A 15,177-nucleotide genomic window follows, 5' to 3' on the forward strand; every position below is an offset into this window, starting at 1 on the left:
TCAACCGCGACGTTTCTTCACCGCCTGCGACAGCACATCCAGCAGGCTGCGCGAATCGTCCCACCCCAGGCAGGCGTCGGTGATGCTCTTGCCGTATTCCAGCGCCGACGGCACATCCTTGCCCGGCGAGAACTTCTGCGCGCCGGCCTGGATGTGGCTTTCCACCATCACGCCGAAGACCTTGCGGCTGCCGCCGGCGATCTGCTCCGCGATGTCCCGTGCCACGTCGACCTGTTTCTGGTGCTGCTTGCTGCTGTTGGCATGGCTGCAGTCCACCATCAGCGTGGGGGGCAGCCCGGCGGCCTCGAGGTCGCGGCAGGCGGTCTCGACGCTGGCGGCGTCGTAGTTGGGTGCCTTGCCGCCACGCAGGATCACGTGGCAATCCTTGTTGCCATTGGTCTGCACGATGGCGACCTGGCCGTTCTTGTGCACCGACAGGAAGTGGTGGCCGCGCGCCGCCGCCTGGATGGCGTCGGTGGCGATGCGGATGTTGCCGTCGGTGCCGTTCTTGAAGCCGATGGGCGCCGACAGGCCAGAGGCGAGCTCGCGGTGCACCTGGCTCTCGGTGGTGCGCGCGCCGATGGCGCCCCAGGCGATCAGGTCGCCGATGTACTGGGGCGAGATCACGTCCAGGAACTCGCTGCCCGCCGGCAGGCCCAGGCGGTTGATGTCGATGAGCAACTGGCGCGCCATGCGCAGGCCCTCGTCGATGCGGTAGCTCTCGTCCAGGTACGGGTCGTTGATCAGGCCCTTCCAGCCGACGGTGGTGCGCGGCTTCTCGAAGTACACGCGCATCACGATCTCCAGCGAGTCGGCGTACTTTTCGCGCTCGACCTTCAGGCGGCGGGCGTAGTCGAGCGCCGCGGCGGGGTCATGGATGGAACACGGCCCCATCACCACCAGCAGCCGGTCGTCCTGGCCGGCCATGATGTTGTGGATGTTGCGGCGGGTGTCGGTGATCAGCTTCTCGACGGCCGTGCCGTGGATGGGGAAGAAGCGGATGAGGTGTTCCGGAGGGGGCAGCACGTTGATGTCCTTGATGCGTTCGTCGTCGGTCTGGCTTGTTTTCTCGACGGGCGCATACCAGGGATTGGCGGTGGCGTTGCTGCTGTTCATGGGAACGATCCTTCTTGTGGGTTGATGTGTGACGGAAAACGGGGGGACGAAAAAAAACCGCCGGGCTTTTGGCACCGGCGGTTTTTGAGGGTTGGGTTGTTGCGTTTACGCGCGCGCCTCTCGTCCGCCGGAGTCCGGGAACCAAAAGTAGGCAAAGTAATAAGCGCGTTGAGCGAACATGGAGCGCGACTCTAGCACGTGAAAACGGCTTGCCAAGCTGTATTTATGTTCAGGCCGTGCCGCCGACGGTGAGGCGGTCGATGCGCAGTGTGGGCTGGCCCACGCCCACCGGCACACTCTGGCCTTCCTTGCCGCAGGTGCCCACGCCGGTGTCCAGCTTCATGTCGTTGCCGATCATGCTCACGCGCGTCAGCGCGTCCGGGCCGTTGCCGACGATGGTGGCGCCCTTGACCGGGTAGAGCAGCTTGCCCTTCTCGACCCACCACGCCTCGCTGGCCGAGAACACGAACTTGCCGCTGGTGATGTCGACCTGGCCGCCGCCGAAGTTGATGGCGTACAGGCCCTTGTCGATGCTGGCGACGATCTCGTCCGGATGGCGGTCGCCGCCGAGCATGTAGGTGTTGGTCATGCGCGGCATGGGCAGGTGCGCGTAGCTTTCGCGCCGGCCGTTGCCGGTGGGCGCCACGCCCATCAGGCGGGCGTTGAGCGAATCCTGGATGTAGCCCTTGAGGATGCCGTCCTCGATCAGCACATTGCGCTGGCTGGGGTTGCCCTCGTCGTCCACGTTGAGCGAACCGCGGCGGTCGGCGATGGTGCCGTCGTCCAGCACCGTGACGCCCTTGGCCGCCACGCGCTGGCCGAGGCGGCCGCTGAAGGCGCTGGAACCCTTGCGGTTGAAGTCGCCTTCCAGGCCGTGGCCCACGGCCTCGTGCAGCAGGATGCCGGGCCAGCCGGGGCCGAGCACCACGGTCATCTCGCCGGCCGGGGCCGGGCGCGACTCGAGGTTGGTCAGGGCCGAATTGACGGCATGGTCCACGTACTCGGCGATTTGCTCATCGCCGAAATAGGCCAGACCGAAGCGGCCGCCGCCGCCGCCGGAGCCGATCTCGCGGCGGCCGTTCTGTTCGGCGATGACCGTGACCGACAGGCGCACCAGCGGCCGCACGTCGGCGGCCAGCGTGCCGTCGGCGCGCGCCACCAGCACCACGTCGTATTCGCTCGCCAGACCCGCCATGACCTGCGCGATGCGCGGGTCGCGGCTGCGGGCCAGCTTCTCGACCTTTTCGAGCAGCGCCACCTTGGCCGTGCTGTCGAGTGTGGCGATGGGATCGATGCCACCGTAGAGCTGGCGACTGGGCGCCACCTTGCGCGCGGGCGCCTTGACCCGGCCCGACTTGCCCGCCGCGGCGATGGCGCGCACGGTGCGGGCGGCATCGAGCAGCGAGGCCTCGGAGATGTCGTCGGAATAGGCAAAGGCGGTCTTCTCGCCGCTCACCGCCCGCACGCCCACGCCCTGGTCGATGGAGAAACTGCCCGTCTTGACGATGCCTTCCTCCAGGCTCCAGCCCTCGGCGCGCGTGTACTGGAAGTACAGATCCGCGTCGTCCACCTTGTGTGCGCGGATCTCGGCCAGGGCCTTGGCGAGGTGCGTCTCGTCAAGCCCGAAGGGCGTAAGCAACAGCTGCTGCGCCGTGGCCAGGCGCTCGAGGGTGGGTTCGCGGGAGATCATCGGCAGATTATTGCTCGCGCCTCCGGACGCTGCCCCCGTCCTCGCGGATCGGCAGGCCGGGGATCAGGGGCAATGCCAACGCTGCGCGCGCGGCTGCTGCAGACGGGTCGGGGCGCGTAGAGCCGGATCGGGGCGCGGGGCCGACGGCGCAAGCGCTCGCCAGATGCGACAGGCTTGGCGCGACGACCGGAAGATCAGGTCTGCATCAGGCGCCGCGAGCGCGCGATCGACATCAGGATGCCCAGCCCCAGCCCCAGCGTGACCATGGCCGTGCCGCCATAGCTGACGAAGGGCAGCGGCACGCCCACCACCGGCAGGATGCCGCTGACCATGCCCATGTTCACGAAGGCATAGGTGAAGAAGATCATCGTCACGGCGCCGGCCAGCAGCCGCGAGAACAGCGTCGGCGCCGACGAGGCGATGGCCAGCCCGCGGAAGATCAGGAAGATGAAGCCGCAGATCAGGAACAGGTTGCCGGCCAGGCCGAATTCCTCGGAATACGCGGCAAAGATGAAATCGGTGGTGCGCTCGGGAATGAACTCCAGGTGCGTCTGCGTGCCCTGCATGAAGCCCTTGCCGCCCAGGCCGCCGGAGCCGATGGCGATCATGCCCTGGATGATGTGGAAGCCCTTGCCCAGCGGGTCGCGAAAGGGATCCAGCAGCGTACACACGCGCTGGCGCTGGTACTCGTGCAGGATGCGCCAGTCCACGCCGTCGGCACACAGCTGCGGCTCGTACCAGACGATCAGCGTCACGACCACGGCGATCACGATGACCGGCGGCACGATCAGCTTCCAGGGCAGGCCGGCGAAGAAGATCACCGACAGCCCGGCCGCCAGCACCAGCAGCGAGGTGCCCAGGTCGGGCTGCTTCATGATCAGGCCCACCGGCACCGCCAGCAGCACGAAGGAGACGACGAAGTCCAGCGGCCGCAGCTGGCCCTCGCGGCGCTGGAACCACCAGGCCAGCATCATCGGCATGGCGATCTTCAGGATCTCGCTGGGCTGGATCACCACGCCCACGTTCAGCCACCGCGTGGCGCCCTTCTTGGTGACGCCGAACAGCGCAACCGCCACCAGCAGCGTGACGCCGAACGCATACAGGGGCACCGCCAGGCTCATCAGCCGCTGCGGCGGCACCTGGGCCCCCAGGAACATGATGCCCGCTGCCAGCAGCATGTTGCGGCCATGGTCCGAGAAGCGGGTGCCGCTGTCGTAGCCGGAGGAGTACATGGCGACCATGCCGATCGAGGCCAGCACCACCAGCGCGAGCACCAGCAGGACGTCGAAGCCCTGGAACACAGGCGCGATGCGGCGCAGGAGCGAGGGGCGCTGGAAGACGGCAGACATGAGGCGCGCGATTATCCGCGTGCGCCGCTACAGTGCGGCAAATGTCGACCACCCACCTGCTCTACCTGCATGGCTTTCGCTCGTCGCCCCAATCGGCCAAGGCGCGGCTGATGGCGGCGCGGATGGCGGCGCGGCATCCGGCGGTGCACTGGTGGTGCCCGCAGCTGCCGCCCTCGCCGCGCGCGGCGGCAGAACTGATCGCGCAGGGCACCGCCGACTGGCCCAGCGACAGGATGGCCGTGGTCGGCTCCTCGCTCGGCGGCTTTTATGCGACCTGGCTGGCGGCGCACACCGGCTGCCGTGCGGCGCTGGTCAACCCGGCCGTCGATCCGGCACGCGACCTCGAAAAATACATTGGCGAACAGACGGCCTGGCACGACCCCGAGGCGCACTTCTTCTTCCGCCCCGAGTACATCGACGAGCTGCGCGCCCTGCAGGCCGGCGCGCTGCCGCACCCGGAGCGCCTGATGGCCGTGATCGCCAAGGGCGACGAGGTGCTGGACTGGCGCGAGATGACGGCGCGCTACCCCGGCAGCCTGCTGCGCGTGGTCGAGGGCGGCGACCATGCGCTGTCCGATTTCGAGACGACCCACCTGGACGCCGTGATCGCCTTCCTGCAACCGGCCTGAGCCCGCCGCGGGCCCGGCGCGCCGCGGGGCGCGTGTGACAATCGCCAGATGTTTGTGTTGTTCGAAGAAGCCGGCAAGTACCTCGGCGGCCGTGTGCTGTCCGAGGCCGAAGCGTCGGCGCAGGTGGAGCTCGATAGCGGCAAGCGCGTCAAGGTCAAGGGCGCCAACATCGTGCTGCGTTTCGACAAGCCGGCGCCCGCCGAGCTGATCGCCGAAGCGCGCGCGCTGGCCGCCACGATGGACCTGGACTTGGCTTGGGAATTCGCGTCCGACGAGGAATTCGGTTTCGCCGAACTCGCGGCCGACTATTTCAGCGACAAGCCCACGCTGGCGCAGCAGGCCGCCGCCCTCTTCGCCCTGTTCGACGCGCCCCACTACTTCCGCCGCAGCGGCAAGGGGCGTTTCCGCAAGGCACCCGCCGAGATCGTGCAGCAGGCCCTGGCCGCCATCGAGAAGAAGAAAGCCATCCAGGCGCAGATCGGCGAATGGTCGGCCGAACTGGTGGCCGGCCGCTGCCCGGCGCCCATCCGCGAGCAGCTCTACCGCATCCTCTTCAAGCCCGACAAGAACGCGCCCGAATACAAGGCCGTGGTCGAGGCCGCCCGCACCGCCCAGCGCCCGCCACTGGAGCTGCTGACCACCGCCGGCGCCATCGACTCGTCCTACCAGTTCCACTGGAAGCGCTTCCTGTTCGAGAACTTCCCCAAGGGCACGGGCTTTCCGGCTTCGCTCAGCGCGCCCGCGGTGGCGGACGACCTGCTGCTGGCCGAGGGTGTGGAAGCCTTCTCCATCGACGACTCGCAGACCACCGAGATCGACGATGCGCTGTCGGTGCAAGGCCTGGGCAGCGGCACGGTGACCGTCGGCGTGCACATCGCGGCGCCCGGCCTGGCGCTGGCGCCCGGCGACGCGCTGGACCAGGTGGCGCGCGCGCGCATGTCCACCGTCTACATGCCGGGTCACAAGATCACCATGCTGCCCGACGCCGTGGTGCAGACCTACACCCTGCTCGAAGGCGCGCCGCGCCCGGCGGTGTCGCTCTATGCCCGCTTCGACGAGGCCACGCTGGCGCTGCAGGGGATCGAGACGAAGATCGAACGTGTGCCGGTGGTCGCCAACCTGCGCCACGACCAGCTCGATGCGGTGATCGACGAAACCTGGCTCGAGGCGCCCGCCCCCACCGGTGGCCCCGCCGAGGCGCAGCGCCTGCATGCGCCGCTGGCCTTCCTGTTCCGTCTGGCCAAGGCGCTGAAGGCGCAGCGCGAAGTGGTGCGCGGCAAGCCCGAGAGCTTCAACCGCCCCGACTACAACTTCCGCCTGGTCGGCCATGAGGACCGACCCGAGCCCGACGGCAGCGAGACCGTGCAGATCACGACCCGCCGCCGCGGCGCGCCGCTGGACCTGATCGTCTCCGAGGCCATGATCCTGGCCAACAGCAGCTGGGGCGGCTGGCTGGGCGAGCTGGGCGTGCCCGCGCTCTACCGCAGCCAGGCCAGCCTGGCGCCCGGCATCAAGGTGCGCATGGGCACCAAGGCCCTGCCGCATGCCGGCCTGGGCGTGAAGGCCTATGCGTGGAGCACCTCGCCGCTGCGCCGCTACACCGATCTGGTCAACCAGTGGCAGATCATCGCGGCCGCGCGCCACGGCAAGACCGCTGCGCTGGCCGCGCCCTTCAAGCCCAAGGACGCAGGCCTGCTCTCCATCCTCTCCGGCTTCGACGCGGCCTACACCACCTACAACGCCTACCAGTCCGGCATGGAGCGCTTCTGGACGCTCAAGTACCTGCAGCAGCACGGCATCCGCGAGCTGGAGGCCACGCTGGTGCGCGACGCCGGCGGCGGCGAGGCGCTGGCCCGCGCCGACACGCTGCCGCTGGTGCTGCCGGTGATCGGTGCCCAGGGCCTGCCGCGCGGCGCCCGCATCCGGCTGCGCCTGGGCGGCATCGACGAGATCGCGCTGGCCGTCAACGGCAGCGTGATCGAGCGCCTGGACGCCGAGGCCTCACCCGCCGCCGACGATGCCGAGGCCGACGAGGAAGAAGCCGCCACCGGCGCGCTGACCATCGCCGTCGATGTGAACGACGCCGAACCCGAGGCCCCCGCGCCCGCCCCCGCGGCCTGATCCTGCATCGCTTCTCCGCCATGCGCCTGGCCGACCTGACTCCGCTGCAGATGGCACTGGGTGTGTCGGTGCTGGTGCATGCGGCGGTGCTGGGCGTGCGCGTGGCCGACCCGGCCGCCTTCGACCGCGTGCTGCAGGAGTCGCCGCTGGAGATCATCCTGGTCAACGCCCGCAGTTCGCAGACCGACCTGCCGGCCAAGCCGGCGGCCCTGGCCCAGGCCACGCTTGCCGGCGGCGGCGACCTGGAGCGGGGCCGCGCCACCAGCCCGCTGCCGCCCTCGGCCTTCCGCGCCGTCGGCGATTCCGACCAGGACGCCCAGCGCCGCATCGAGGCGCTGCAGGAGCAGCAGCAGATGCTGCTGGCCCGCGTGCGCAAACAACTGGCCGCCCTGCCCGCGCCCGACCCCAGCCGCACCGGCCAGACCGCCGACAGCACGGCGCAGGAAGAGCGCCGGCGCCAGCTGCTGGACCTGCTCGCCGAGATCGAACGCCGTGTCAACGAAGAGAACGCCCGCCCCAAGCGCCGCTACATCAGCCCCTCCACGCGCGAGGTGGCCTATGCGGGCTACGTGGATGCGCTGCGCCGGCGCATCGAGGCGCGCGGCACGCTGAACTTTCCCGAGGCGCGGGGCCAGAAGCTCTATGGCCAGCTCACGCTGCTGATCACCGTCAACCACGACGGCCGCCTGCTGGCGACCGAGTTGGTGGAAAGCTCCGGCAATGCCGACCTGGACCGCCGCGCCCAGGCCATCGTGCGCAGCCTGGGCAACTTCGGCACCTTCACCGACGCCATGCGCCGCCAGGCCGACCAGATCGTGCTGCCCTCGCGCTTCCGCTTCACCCGCGACGAGACGCTGGAGACCCAGGTGTCCGCCACGCCGCAGTGAGCCGTCCCCCGCCTTTTTCCTTCGACCGCATCAGAACCCCATGGACCGCTACTGCGTGATGGGCAACCCGGTGGCGCACAGCCGCTCGCCGTGGATCCACGCCCGCTTCGCCCAACTCACCGGCCAGACGCTGGACTACGGACGCCGCGAGGTCGCACCGGGCGCCTTCGCGCAGGCCGTGGCCGACTTCCGCCGTGAGGCGCAGGAGGCCGGCGACCGGGCCGGCGGCTGCAACGTGACGGTGCCCTGCAAGTTCGACGCCGCCGCGCTGGCCGGTGATCGCCTGAGCGCGCGCGCCCGTCTGGCCGGCGCGGTCAACACCCTGCGCTTCGACGAGGACGGCCATGTGCACGGCGACAACACCGATGGCGCCGGCTTGGTGGCCGACATCGTGCGCCATGCCGGCCGCGCGCTGGCGGGCGCGCGGGTGCTGCTGATCGGCGCGGGTGGCGCGGCGGCCGGCGTGATGGGGCCGCTGATCGAGGCGGCGCCTTCGCGCCTGGTGGTGGCCAACCGCACCGCCGCCAAGGCCGAGGCGCTGGTGGCGCAGCATGCCCACCTGGCCCGCGGCACGGATTGCGAGCTTCAGGCCGCCGGCCTGGACGGCCTGGGCGATGCCCGCTTCGACATCGTCGTCAACGGCACCGCCTCCAGCCTGGCGGGTGACGGCGTGCCCGTGCCGGCCAGCGTGCTGGCCGAGGGCGCCCTGGCCGTGGACATGATGTACGGCCCCGCCGCCGCCGGCTTCATCGGCTGGGCCCAGGCCCACGGCGCCATCGGTCGAGACGGCCTGGGCATGCTGGTCGAGCAGGCGGCCGAGGCGTTCGCCGTGTGGCGCGGCGTGCGGCCCGATGCGGCGCCGGTGCTGGCCGATCTGCGCGCCCTGGTCGACGCCAAGCCCGCATGATGCGTCCGCTCGGTCGCTGGCTGGTCTGTCTGCTGCTGGCAGGCGTGGCGCTGCAGCTGTTCTTCCTGCTGCGCATCGCGCTCATGCTGGTGCTCGATCCGCAGTCCACCAGCTTCCAGCGCTCGGAGATGTGGCGGCTCGCGCGGCAGGACGGGCCGCGCGCACAGTGGAGCCAGACCTGGTTGCCCTACGAACGCATCGCCGATCCGCTCAAGCGCGCCGTCATCGCCAGCGAGGATGCCGCCTTCGTCGAACACGGCGGCGTGGAATGGGAGGCCATCGAACGTGCCCGGCAGCGCAACGCGCGCGCCGAGGAGCTGGCTGCGCGCCGGGCCGCCCGTGCCGCCGCGCAGGGTCGGCCCACCCGCCCGCCGCAGCTGCGTGGCGGCTCCACCATCAGCCAGCAGCTGGCCAAGAACCTGCTGCTGTCGGGCGAACGCACGCTGCTGCGCAAGGGCCAGGAGCTGGTGCTGACGCAGCTGCTGGAGCTCTTCCTGGGCAAGCGCCGCATCCTGGAGATCTACCTCAACAGCGTGGAATGGGGCGAAGGCGTCTTCGGTGCCGAGGCCGCGGCGCGCCACTACTTCGGCAAGGGCGCCGACCGCCTGACGGCCAGCGAGGCGGCGCGGCTGGCCGTCATGCTGCCCAGCCCCAAGTTCTACGAGAAGCGGCCCTACTCGTCCTACCTCAATGGCAGGGCTTCGACCATCGTTGCGCGCATGGGCGCGGTCGAGCTGCCCTGACCCCCGCCCGTATCATCGCCCGATGTACCTTGCCAAGCTGACGGGCGCCCTGCTGCTGGGCGTCACGCGCCTGCTCACCGGGGCCCAGGCGCGCTGGTGGGGCTGCCCGCCCAAGGCCGAGCAGCGCATCTACTTCGCCAACCACCAGAGCCACATCGACCTGGTCATGATCTGGGCCGCCCTGCCTGGCGAACTGCGCAGCATCACCCGGCCCATCGCGGCCCGCGACTACTGGGCCAATTCGCCCTTCAAGCGCTGGATCACCACCGAGGTCTTCAACGCCATCTATGTGGAGCGCGGCGGCACGCCCGCACCGGCCGAGGACGGCGCCGCGCCGCCCGACCCGATGGCGCCGCTGCAGCCGCTGATCGAGGCGCTGAAGAGCGGCGACTCGATCATCATCTTTCCCGAAGGCACGCGCGGCCATACGGGCGTGCCGCAGAAGTTCAAGTCCGGCCTCTACACGCTGGCGCAGATGTTCCCGGAGGTGGTGCTGGTGCCGGCCTGGATCGACAACGTCCAGCGCGTCATGCCCAAGGGCGAGGTGGTGCCTGTGCCCATCCTCTGCTCGGTGACCTTCGGCGCGCCCATCCGCATCGAGCCGGGCGAGGAGCGGCGGGCCTTCCTCGACCGGGCGCGCGAGGCCGTGATCGCCCTGCGCGACGTGTAGGAAGGACGGCGCCTCATGGAGAACTTCCTTCGCAACCTCGGCCCCTCGGAGCAGGTGGCCGCCCTCTTCCTGCTGGTCTTCGGCATCCTGGCCCTGGTCAGCGCCGCCCTCTTCTTCGTCGGCCTGCGCGAGCGCCGCAACCCCGTGCACGGGGAGGCCTGGGAAGAGGAGCTCGTGCACCTGCGCGCCCTGCTGCGCACCACCTGGGTGATGGTCATCGTCTTCTGGATCGGCTGGGCGCTCGGCGAGACGGTGGCCACGGTACTCTTCGGCCTGATCGCCTTCCTGGCGCTGCGCGAGTTCATCACGCTATCGCCGACGCGGCGCGGCGACCATCGCAGTCTGCTGCTGGCCTTCTTCGTGGTCCTGCCGATCCAGTTCGTGCTGGTGGGCACGGCCCGCTTCGACCTGTTCACGGTGTTCATCCCGGTCTATGCCTTCCTGGCGCTGCCCACGGCCGCCGCGCTGGCGGACGACCCGGACCACTTCCTGGAGCGCAATGCCAAGCTGCAGTGGGGCATCATGGTCTGCGTCTACGGGCTGTCGCATGTGCCGGCGCTGCTGCTGCTGCAGTTCCCCGGCTACGCCGGCAAGAACGCCTTCCTGGTGTTCTTCCTGGTCGCGACGGTGCAGACCTGCATGCTGGTGCAGCACCTGATCTATCGGCACCTGGCCGCCTCCGGCAGCGACAGCCAGGCCGGCCCACCGGCGCCGCCCGGCCGTGGCGGCCTGCTGCGCCAGATCCTGCGGCCCCGCGCCCCCATCGCGCCGCATGTCAGCCGCAGCTTCAACTGGGCCAGTTGGGGCGTAGGCATGGGCGTGGCCAGCTTCGTGGGTGCGCTGCTTTCGTTCATCACGCCCTTCCATTTCTGGCAGGCCTTCGTGGCCGCGCTGGTGGCCTGTGTCGCGGGCTCCATGGGCCACCTGGTGATGAAGGCCCTCAAGCGCGACCGCGGCGTGCCGCACTGGGGCCGCAAGGGCGTGGGCATCACCGGGGCCAACGGCCTGCTGGATCGGGTGGATGCGCTGTGCTTCGCGGCGCCGATCTTCTTCCACTCCGTCCGTTGGTACTTCAACGCATGAGGACGATGCGCGTACTCGGCATCGATCCTGGCTTGCAGACCACCGGCTTCGGCGTGGTGGATGTGGACGGCCCTTCGCTGCGCTATGTGGCCAGCGGCACCATCAGCACGCGACACCTGGGCAGCACCGACCTGCCGGCGCGGCTCAAGGTGCTGTTCGATGGCATCGGTGAGCTCAGCCAGCGCTACCAGCCGGATGCGGCGTCGGTGGAGATCGTGTTCGTCAACGTCAACCCGCAGTCCACGCTGCTGCTGGGCCAGGCCCGCGGCGCCTGCCTGACGGCCCTGGTGACCCACGGCCTGCCGGTGGCGGAGTACACGGCCACGCAGATGAAGCAGGCGGTGGCCGGCCATGGCCGTGCGGCCAAGGCGCAGGTGCAGGAGATGGTGCGCCGGCTGCTGGAGTTGCCCGGCCTGCCCGGCAGCGACGCGGCCGATGCGCTGGGGCTGGCCATCACCCATGCGCAGGTGGGCCGAGTGCGCGCCCGGCTCGGTGAGGCCACCACGCTGCAGCCGCGGGCCAGTGGGCTCTACAAGGGCGGACGCTCGCGCTGAAGGCCCGACGCATGCATCGAACAGCCCGTTGCTTGAGCTGAGGGCGGGACGGGAGCACCGAGGCAGCGGCGACACCGAGTTCGGCGTCGGACCTCGTCCTATTGCAGCGCAGTCGCCGTGTCGCTCACCCAGCTGGCAGAGCGGCCGATGCTCTCCAGCAGGTGCTCCGTGAAGGCCCGCACCTTGAGGCTGGCCTGCGGCGCCGCCCGCAGCATGTAGATGCCGCTGGCCGGCTGACGTGGCGCGCCTTCGAGCTGGAGCTCGACGATGCGGCCGGCGGCCAGGTCCTCGCCGATGGCCCAGTTGGGCATCAGCGCGATGCCCAGGCCCTGCGCCGCGCAATGCCGACGCGAGTCGCAGTCGTCGCTCTCCAGCACGAAGTGCGGCGGCTGGCTCCAGTCGAAGCCGTCCAGCTCGCGCCAGCCACGGGCGCTGGTGCTGTGCTGGCGGTCGATCAGCCTGTGATGGGCCAGGTCCTCGAAGCGTTCGGGCCGCCCGTGGCGCGCCAGGTAGGCGGGCGAGGCGCCCATGATGTAGCGCTGGCTGCCGATGCGCTGGCCCACCAGGCTGCTGTCGGGCTGCGGGCCGATGCGGATCACCAGGTCGAAGCGCTCCAGGACCGGATCGACCAGGCGCTCGGTCAACTCCAGCTCCACACGCAGCGCAGGATGGCGCTCGAACAGCGAGCCCAGGTGCGGCACCACATGGCGGCGGCCGAAGGCCGGCACGCAGCTCACGCGCAGCAGGCCCTGCACGCTGCGGTCGAGCGAGACGACCTCGCTGCGCGCGTCGGTCATGTCGCGCAGGATCTTGCGCGCCCGCTCCAGAAGCAGCACGCCCGCCTCGGTGGGCACCAGCGCGCGGGTGGAGCGGGTGAAGAGCGGCACCTTCAGGTCCTGCTCCAGCGCATCGATCTGGCGTGCCACCGACGAGGCCACCATGCCGCGTCGGCGCGCCACCGCCGAGAAGCTGCCGGCCTCGGCCACGTCGACGAAGACGGCCAGGGATTCGGCGAAGCGGATCGATTCCATCTGTGCAAACCTCGCAAAGGCGTTTGGCGGCAGCGGCGGATTCTGCAGACGCCACGCAAAGAATAGCATCCAGCCCACTTCACAAGAACCAGGAATCGACCATGTTCCAGCAAGAGACAACGCGCGGCGGCGCCTCCCGCCGCAGGCTGATCGGCCAGGGCCTTTCACTCGGCATTGGCCTCGGCCTGGGCCTTCTGGCGGCCGGCACCGCGGTGGCGCAGGCGGCCTTCCCCTCGCGCCTCGTGACCATCGTCGTGCCCTTCGCGGCCGGCGGCACGGTCGACAAGGTGGCGCGCCAGATCCAGGAGCCGCTGGCCGCCCGCCTGGGCCAGCAGGTGATCGTCGACGACCGCGGCGGTGCCGGCGGCACCATCGGCATGGCGCTGGTGGCCAAGGCACCGCCCGACGGCCACACGGTGGCGATGGTGTTCGACTCCTACGCCACCGAGCAGCACATCTATCCCCGGCTGACCTATTCCACCGAGCGCGACCTCACCGGCGTGGCCTACATCGCCCGTTCGCCCATGGTGCTGGTGGTGCCGGCCAGTTCGCCCTACCGGACGCTGCAGGACTACGTGGCAGCTGCCAAGGCCGGCAACGGCGTCTCCTATGCCTCGGTGGGGGCCGGCAGCTCCAACCACCTGTCGGCCGAGCTCTTCCTGGAGACCGCCGGCGGCAGGGGCACGCACGTGCCCTTCAAGGGCGGCGGCCCAGCCATGACCGACCTGATGGGCGGCCACGTGGATTCGATGATCGCCAGCCTGCCGCTGGTGCTGCCGCAGGTGCAGAGCGGCAAGCTGCGCGCCCTGGCCGTGACCTCGCCGCAGCGAAGCGCGGCCCTGCCCGACGTGCCGGCCGTGGCCGAGCGCTACAAGGGCTTCGAGGTCTATTCCTGGGTCGGCATGGTGGCGCCCGCCAAGGTGCCGGCGCCGGTGCTCGACCGCCTGGCGGCCGACGTGACCGCGACGCTGCGCCAGCCCGAGGTGGCCAAGCGCCTGGCCGATGGCGGCTTCGAGGTGGTGGCCGGCTCGCGCGAAGCCATGAACCAGCTCGTTCGCAGCGAGAGCGAACGCTGGGGCCGCCTGATCAAGGCCCGCAACATCGTCGCCGAATGAAGCCCTTCGTCTACGAGAGCCGGGCGCAGCGCGTGCTGTTCGGCGCCGGCACGCTGGCGCAGGTCGCGGCGGAGGTCGAGGCCCTGGGCGCGCGCAAGGCGCTGGTGCTGTGCACGCCCCCGCAGCGGGCCCAGGCGGAACAGGTGGCCGACCTGCTCGGTGAGCGGGCCGCGGGCGTGTTCGACGGCGCGGTCATGCATGTGCCCATGGCCGCCGCACGCGAGGCCCGCGCCGTGGCGCAGCGCCTGGGCGCCGATTGCGCGGTGGCGGTGGGGGGCGGCTCCACCATCGGTCTGGGCAAGGCCATCGCACTGGATTCGGGCCTGCCGATCCTGGCCGTGCCCACCACCTATGCCGGCTCGGAGATGACGCCCATCTACGGCCTGACCGACGAAGGCGTGAAGCGCACCGGCCGCGACCCGCGCGTGCTGCCGCGCACCGTGATCTACGACCCGCAGCTCAGCCTGGGCCTGCCCGTGGGCCTGTCGATGGTCAGCGGCATCAATGCCATGGCCCATGCGGCCGAGGGCCTGTATGCCGACGACGCCAACCCGGTGACGCAGCTGATGGCCGAGGAAGGCCTGGCCGCGCTGGGCCGCGCCCTGCCGGCCATCCATGCCGACAGCGGCGATCAACAGGCCCGCGCCGATGCCCTCTACGGCGCCTGGCTGTGCGGCGCCGTGTTGGGCAGCGTCGCCATGGCCCTGCACCACAAGCTGTGCCACACGCTGGGCGGCAGCTTCAACCTGCCGCATGCCGAGACACACACCATCGTGCTGCCGCATGCGCTGGCCTACAACGCGCCGGCCGCACCGGTGGCCATGGCCCGCATCGCCCGGGCCCTTGGGGCGGAGAACGCACCACGAGCGCTGCACGAACTGGCGCGGCGGCACGGCGCCCCGGTGGCACTGAAGGAGATCGGCCTGCGCGAAGAGGACCTGGACCGCGCCTGCGCGCTGGCGATGCAGAACCAGTACCCCAACCCCCGTCCGCTGGAGGCCGCCGCCCTGCGCCGGCTGCTGCAGAACGCCTACGAGGGCATGCCGCCGTCGGCGTGAGGCCGGGCGGCTGCGGCCCTGCTGCCGCCGCTCAGGCCAGCCGCTCGGCGATCAGCACGGCAAAGAAGCCGAGCGCCGCCAGGAAGGTCCACTTGAAGACGATCCAGCCCAGGCGCCGATAGCGCATCTGGCCGGTGGCCGCATAGAAGGCGAAGCACACACCCGCCACCAGCAGCAGGAGAAGGATGACCCAGCGAAAGAGCAGCATGCGAACGGGACGTGCG

15 protein-coding genes are annotated in these 15,177 nt (G+C 70.3%); 10 read left to right on the plus strand and 5 right to left on the minus strand.

Going from position 1 to position 15,177, the window contains the following annotated elements; translation table 11 throughout:
• The 3 genes from KBC94_RS18785 to rodA all read right to left on the minus strand — a co-directional run bounded on the left by KBC94_RS18785 (nt 1) and on the right by rodA (nt 4,155).
• The gene (locus KBC94_RS18785; protein WP_294373413.1) at nt 1–1,116 is read right to left on the minus strand and encodes a 3-deoxy-7-phosphoheptulonate synthase; all 1,116 of its coding nucleotides are present in this window, start codon (nt 1,114–1,116) and stop codon (nt 1–3) included.
• A 229-nt stretch (nt 1,117–1,345) separates the two neighbouring features.
• Nucleotides 1,346–2,806, minus strand: coding sequence for a metalloprotease TldD (gene tldD / locus KBC94_RS18790; RefSeq protein WP_294373415.1), 1,461 nt, complete (start codon nt 2,804–2,806; stop codon nt 1,346–1,348).
• Between the two features lie 194 nt (nt 2,807–3,000).
• Nucleotides 3,001–4,155 carry a rod shape-determining protein RodA gene (gene rodA / locus KBC94_RS18795; RefSeq protein ID WP_294373420.1) on the minus strand — a complete coding sequence of 385 codons (1,155 nt, stop codon included), beginning with the start codon at nt 4,153–4,155 and terminating at the stop codon, nt 3,001–3,003.
• A gap of 41 nt (nt 4,156–4,196) precedes the next feature.
• Here rodA and KBC94_RS18800 point away from each other — a divergent pair, with 41 nt between their 5' ends.
• The 8 genes from KBC94_RS18800 to ruvC are packed head-to-tail and all read left to right on the plus strand — an operon-like array spanning nt 4,197 to nt 11,749.
• Nucleotides 4,197–4,784, plus strand: a complete 588-nt coding sequence (locus KBC94_RS18800; RefSeq protein WP_294373423.1) for a YqiA/YcfP family alpha/beta fold hydrolase — start codon at nt 4,197–4,199, stop codon at nt 4,782–4,784.
• A 48-nt stretch (nt 4,785–4,832) separates the two neighbouring features.
• Entirely contained in the window at nt 4,833–6,905 is a 2,073-nt protein-coding gene (locus KBC94_RS18805; protein ID WP_294373428.1) for a ribonuclease catalytic domain-containing protein, read from the plus strand.
• Between the two features lie 20 nt (nt 6,906–6,925).
• On the plus strand, nt 6,926–7,792 hold the full coding sequence (locus tag KBC94_RS18810; protein WP_294373429.1) for an energy transducer TonB: 867 nt from the start codon (nt 6,926–6,928) through the stop codon (nt 7,790–7,792).
• A 40-nt stretch (nt 7,793–7,832) separates the two neighbouring features.
• Nucleotides 7,833–8,699, plus strand: coding sequence for a shikimate dehydrogenase (gene aroE, locus KBC94_RS18815; RefSeq protein WP_294373432.1), 867 nt, complete (start codon nt 7,833–7,835; stop codon nt 8,697–8,699).
• Nucleotides 8,699–9,442 (plus strand): monofunctional biosynthetic peptidoglycan transglycosylase, encoded by a 744-nt coding sequence (gene mtgA, locus KBC94_RS18820; RefSeq protein WP_294373694.1) that lies wholly within the window; start codon nt 8,699–8,701, stop codon nt 9,440–9,442. The genes aroE and mtgA overlap by 1 nt, the downstream gene beginning before the upstream one ends.
• 22 nt (nt 9,443–9,464) lie before the next feature.
• Complete coding sequence (locus KBC94_RS18825) at nt 9,465–10,112, plus strand: lysophospholipid acyltransferase family protein (RefSeq protein ID WP_017761555.1); 648 nt, start codon at nt 9,465–9,467, stop codon at nt 10,110–10,112.
• Nucleotides 10,113–10,127: 15 nt separating this feature from the next.
• Nucleotides 10,128–11,195 carry a phosphatidate cytidylyltransferase gene (locus KBC94_RS18830; protein WP_294373434.1) on the plus strand — a complete coding sequence of 356 codons (1,068 nt, stop codon included), beginning with the start codon at nt 10,128–10,130 and terminating at the stop codon, nt 11,193–11,195.
• A gap of 5 nt (nt 11,196–11,200) precedes the next feature.
• Nucleotides 11,201–11,749: a crossover junction endodeoxyribonuclease RuvC gene (gene ruvC / locus KBC94_RS18835; protein ID WP_294373697.1), complete on the plus strand. Its 549-nt coding sequence runs from the start codon at nt 11,201–11,203 to the stop codon at nt 11,747–11,749.
• 98 nt (nt 11,750–11,847) lie between these two features.
• On the opposite strand, the gene KBC94_RS18840 is transcribed toward ruvC, so the two are convergent.
• On the minus strand, nt 11,848–12,780 hold the full coding sequence (locus KBC94_RS18840) for a LysR family transcriptional regulator (RefSeq protein ID WP_294373436.1): 933 nt from the start codon (nt 12,778–12,780) through the stop codon (nt 11,848–11,850).
• 101 nt (nt 12,781–12,881) lie between these two features.
• On the opposite strand from KBC94_RS18840, the gene KBC94_RS18845 reads away from it, so the two are divergent.
• The gene (locus tag KBC94_RS18845) at nt 12,882–13,895 is read left to right on the plus strand and encodes a tripartite tricarboxylate transporter substrate binding protein (protein WP_294373439.1); all 1,014 of its coding nucleotides are present in this window, start codon (nt 12,882–12,884) and stop codon (nt 13,893–13,895) included.
• Complete coding sequence (locus KBC94_RS18850) at nt 13,892–14,953, plus strand: maleylacetate reductase (protein ID WP_294373440.1); 1,062 nt, start codon at nt 13,892–13,894, stop codon at nt 14,951–14,953. Before KBC94_RS18845 ends, KBC94_RS18850 begins: the two co-directional genes overlap by 4 nt.
• Before the next feature lie 31 nt (nt 14,954–14,984).
• Here the strand turns inward: KBC94_RS18850 and KBC94_RS18855 are convergent, their stop codons facing one another.
• Nucleotides 14,985–15,161, minus strand: a complete 177-nt coding sequence (locus tag KBC94_RS18855) for a hypothetical protein (RefSeq protein ID WP_017759907.1) — start codon at nt 15,159–15,161, stop codon at nt 14,985–14,987.
• Nucleotides 15,162–15,177 lie beyond the last annotated feature (16 nt).

This window comes from Pseudacidovorax sp. (genome assembly GCF_017991995.1).
GTDB lineage: Bacteria > Pseudomonadota > Gammaproteobacteria > Burkholderiales > Burkholderiaceae_C > Xenophilus.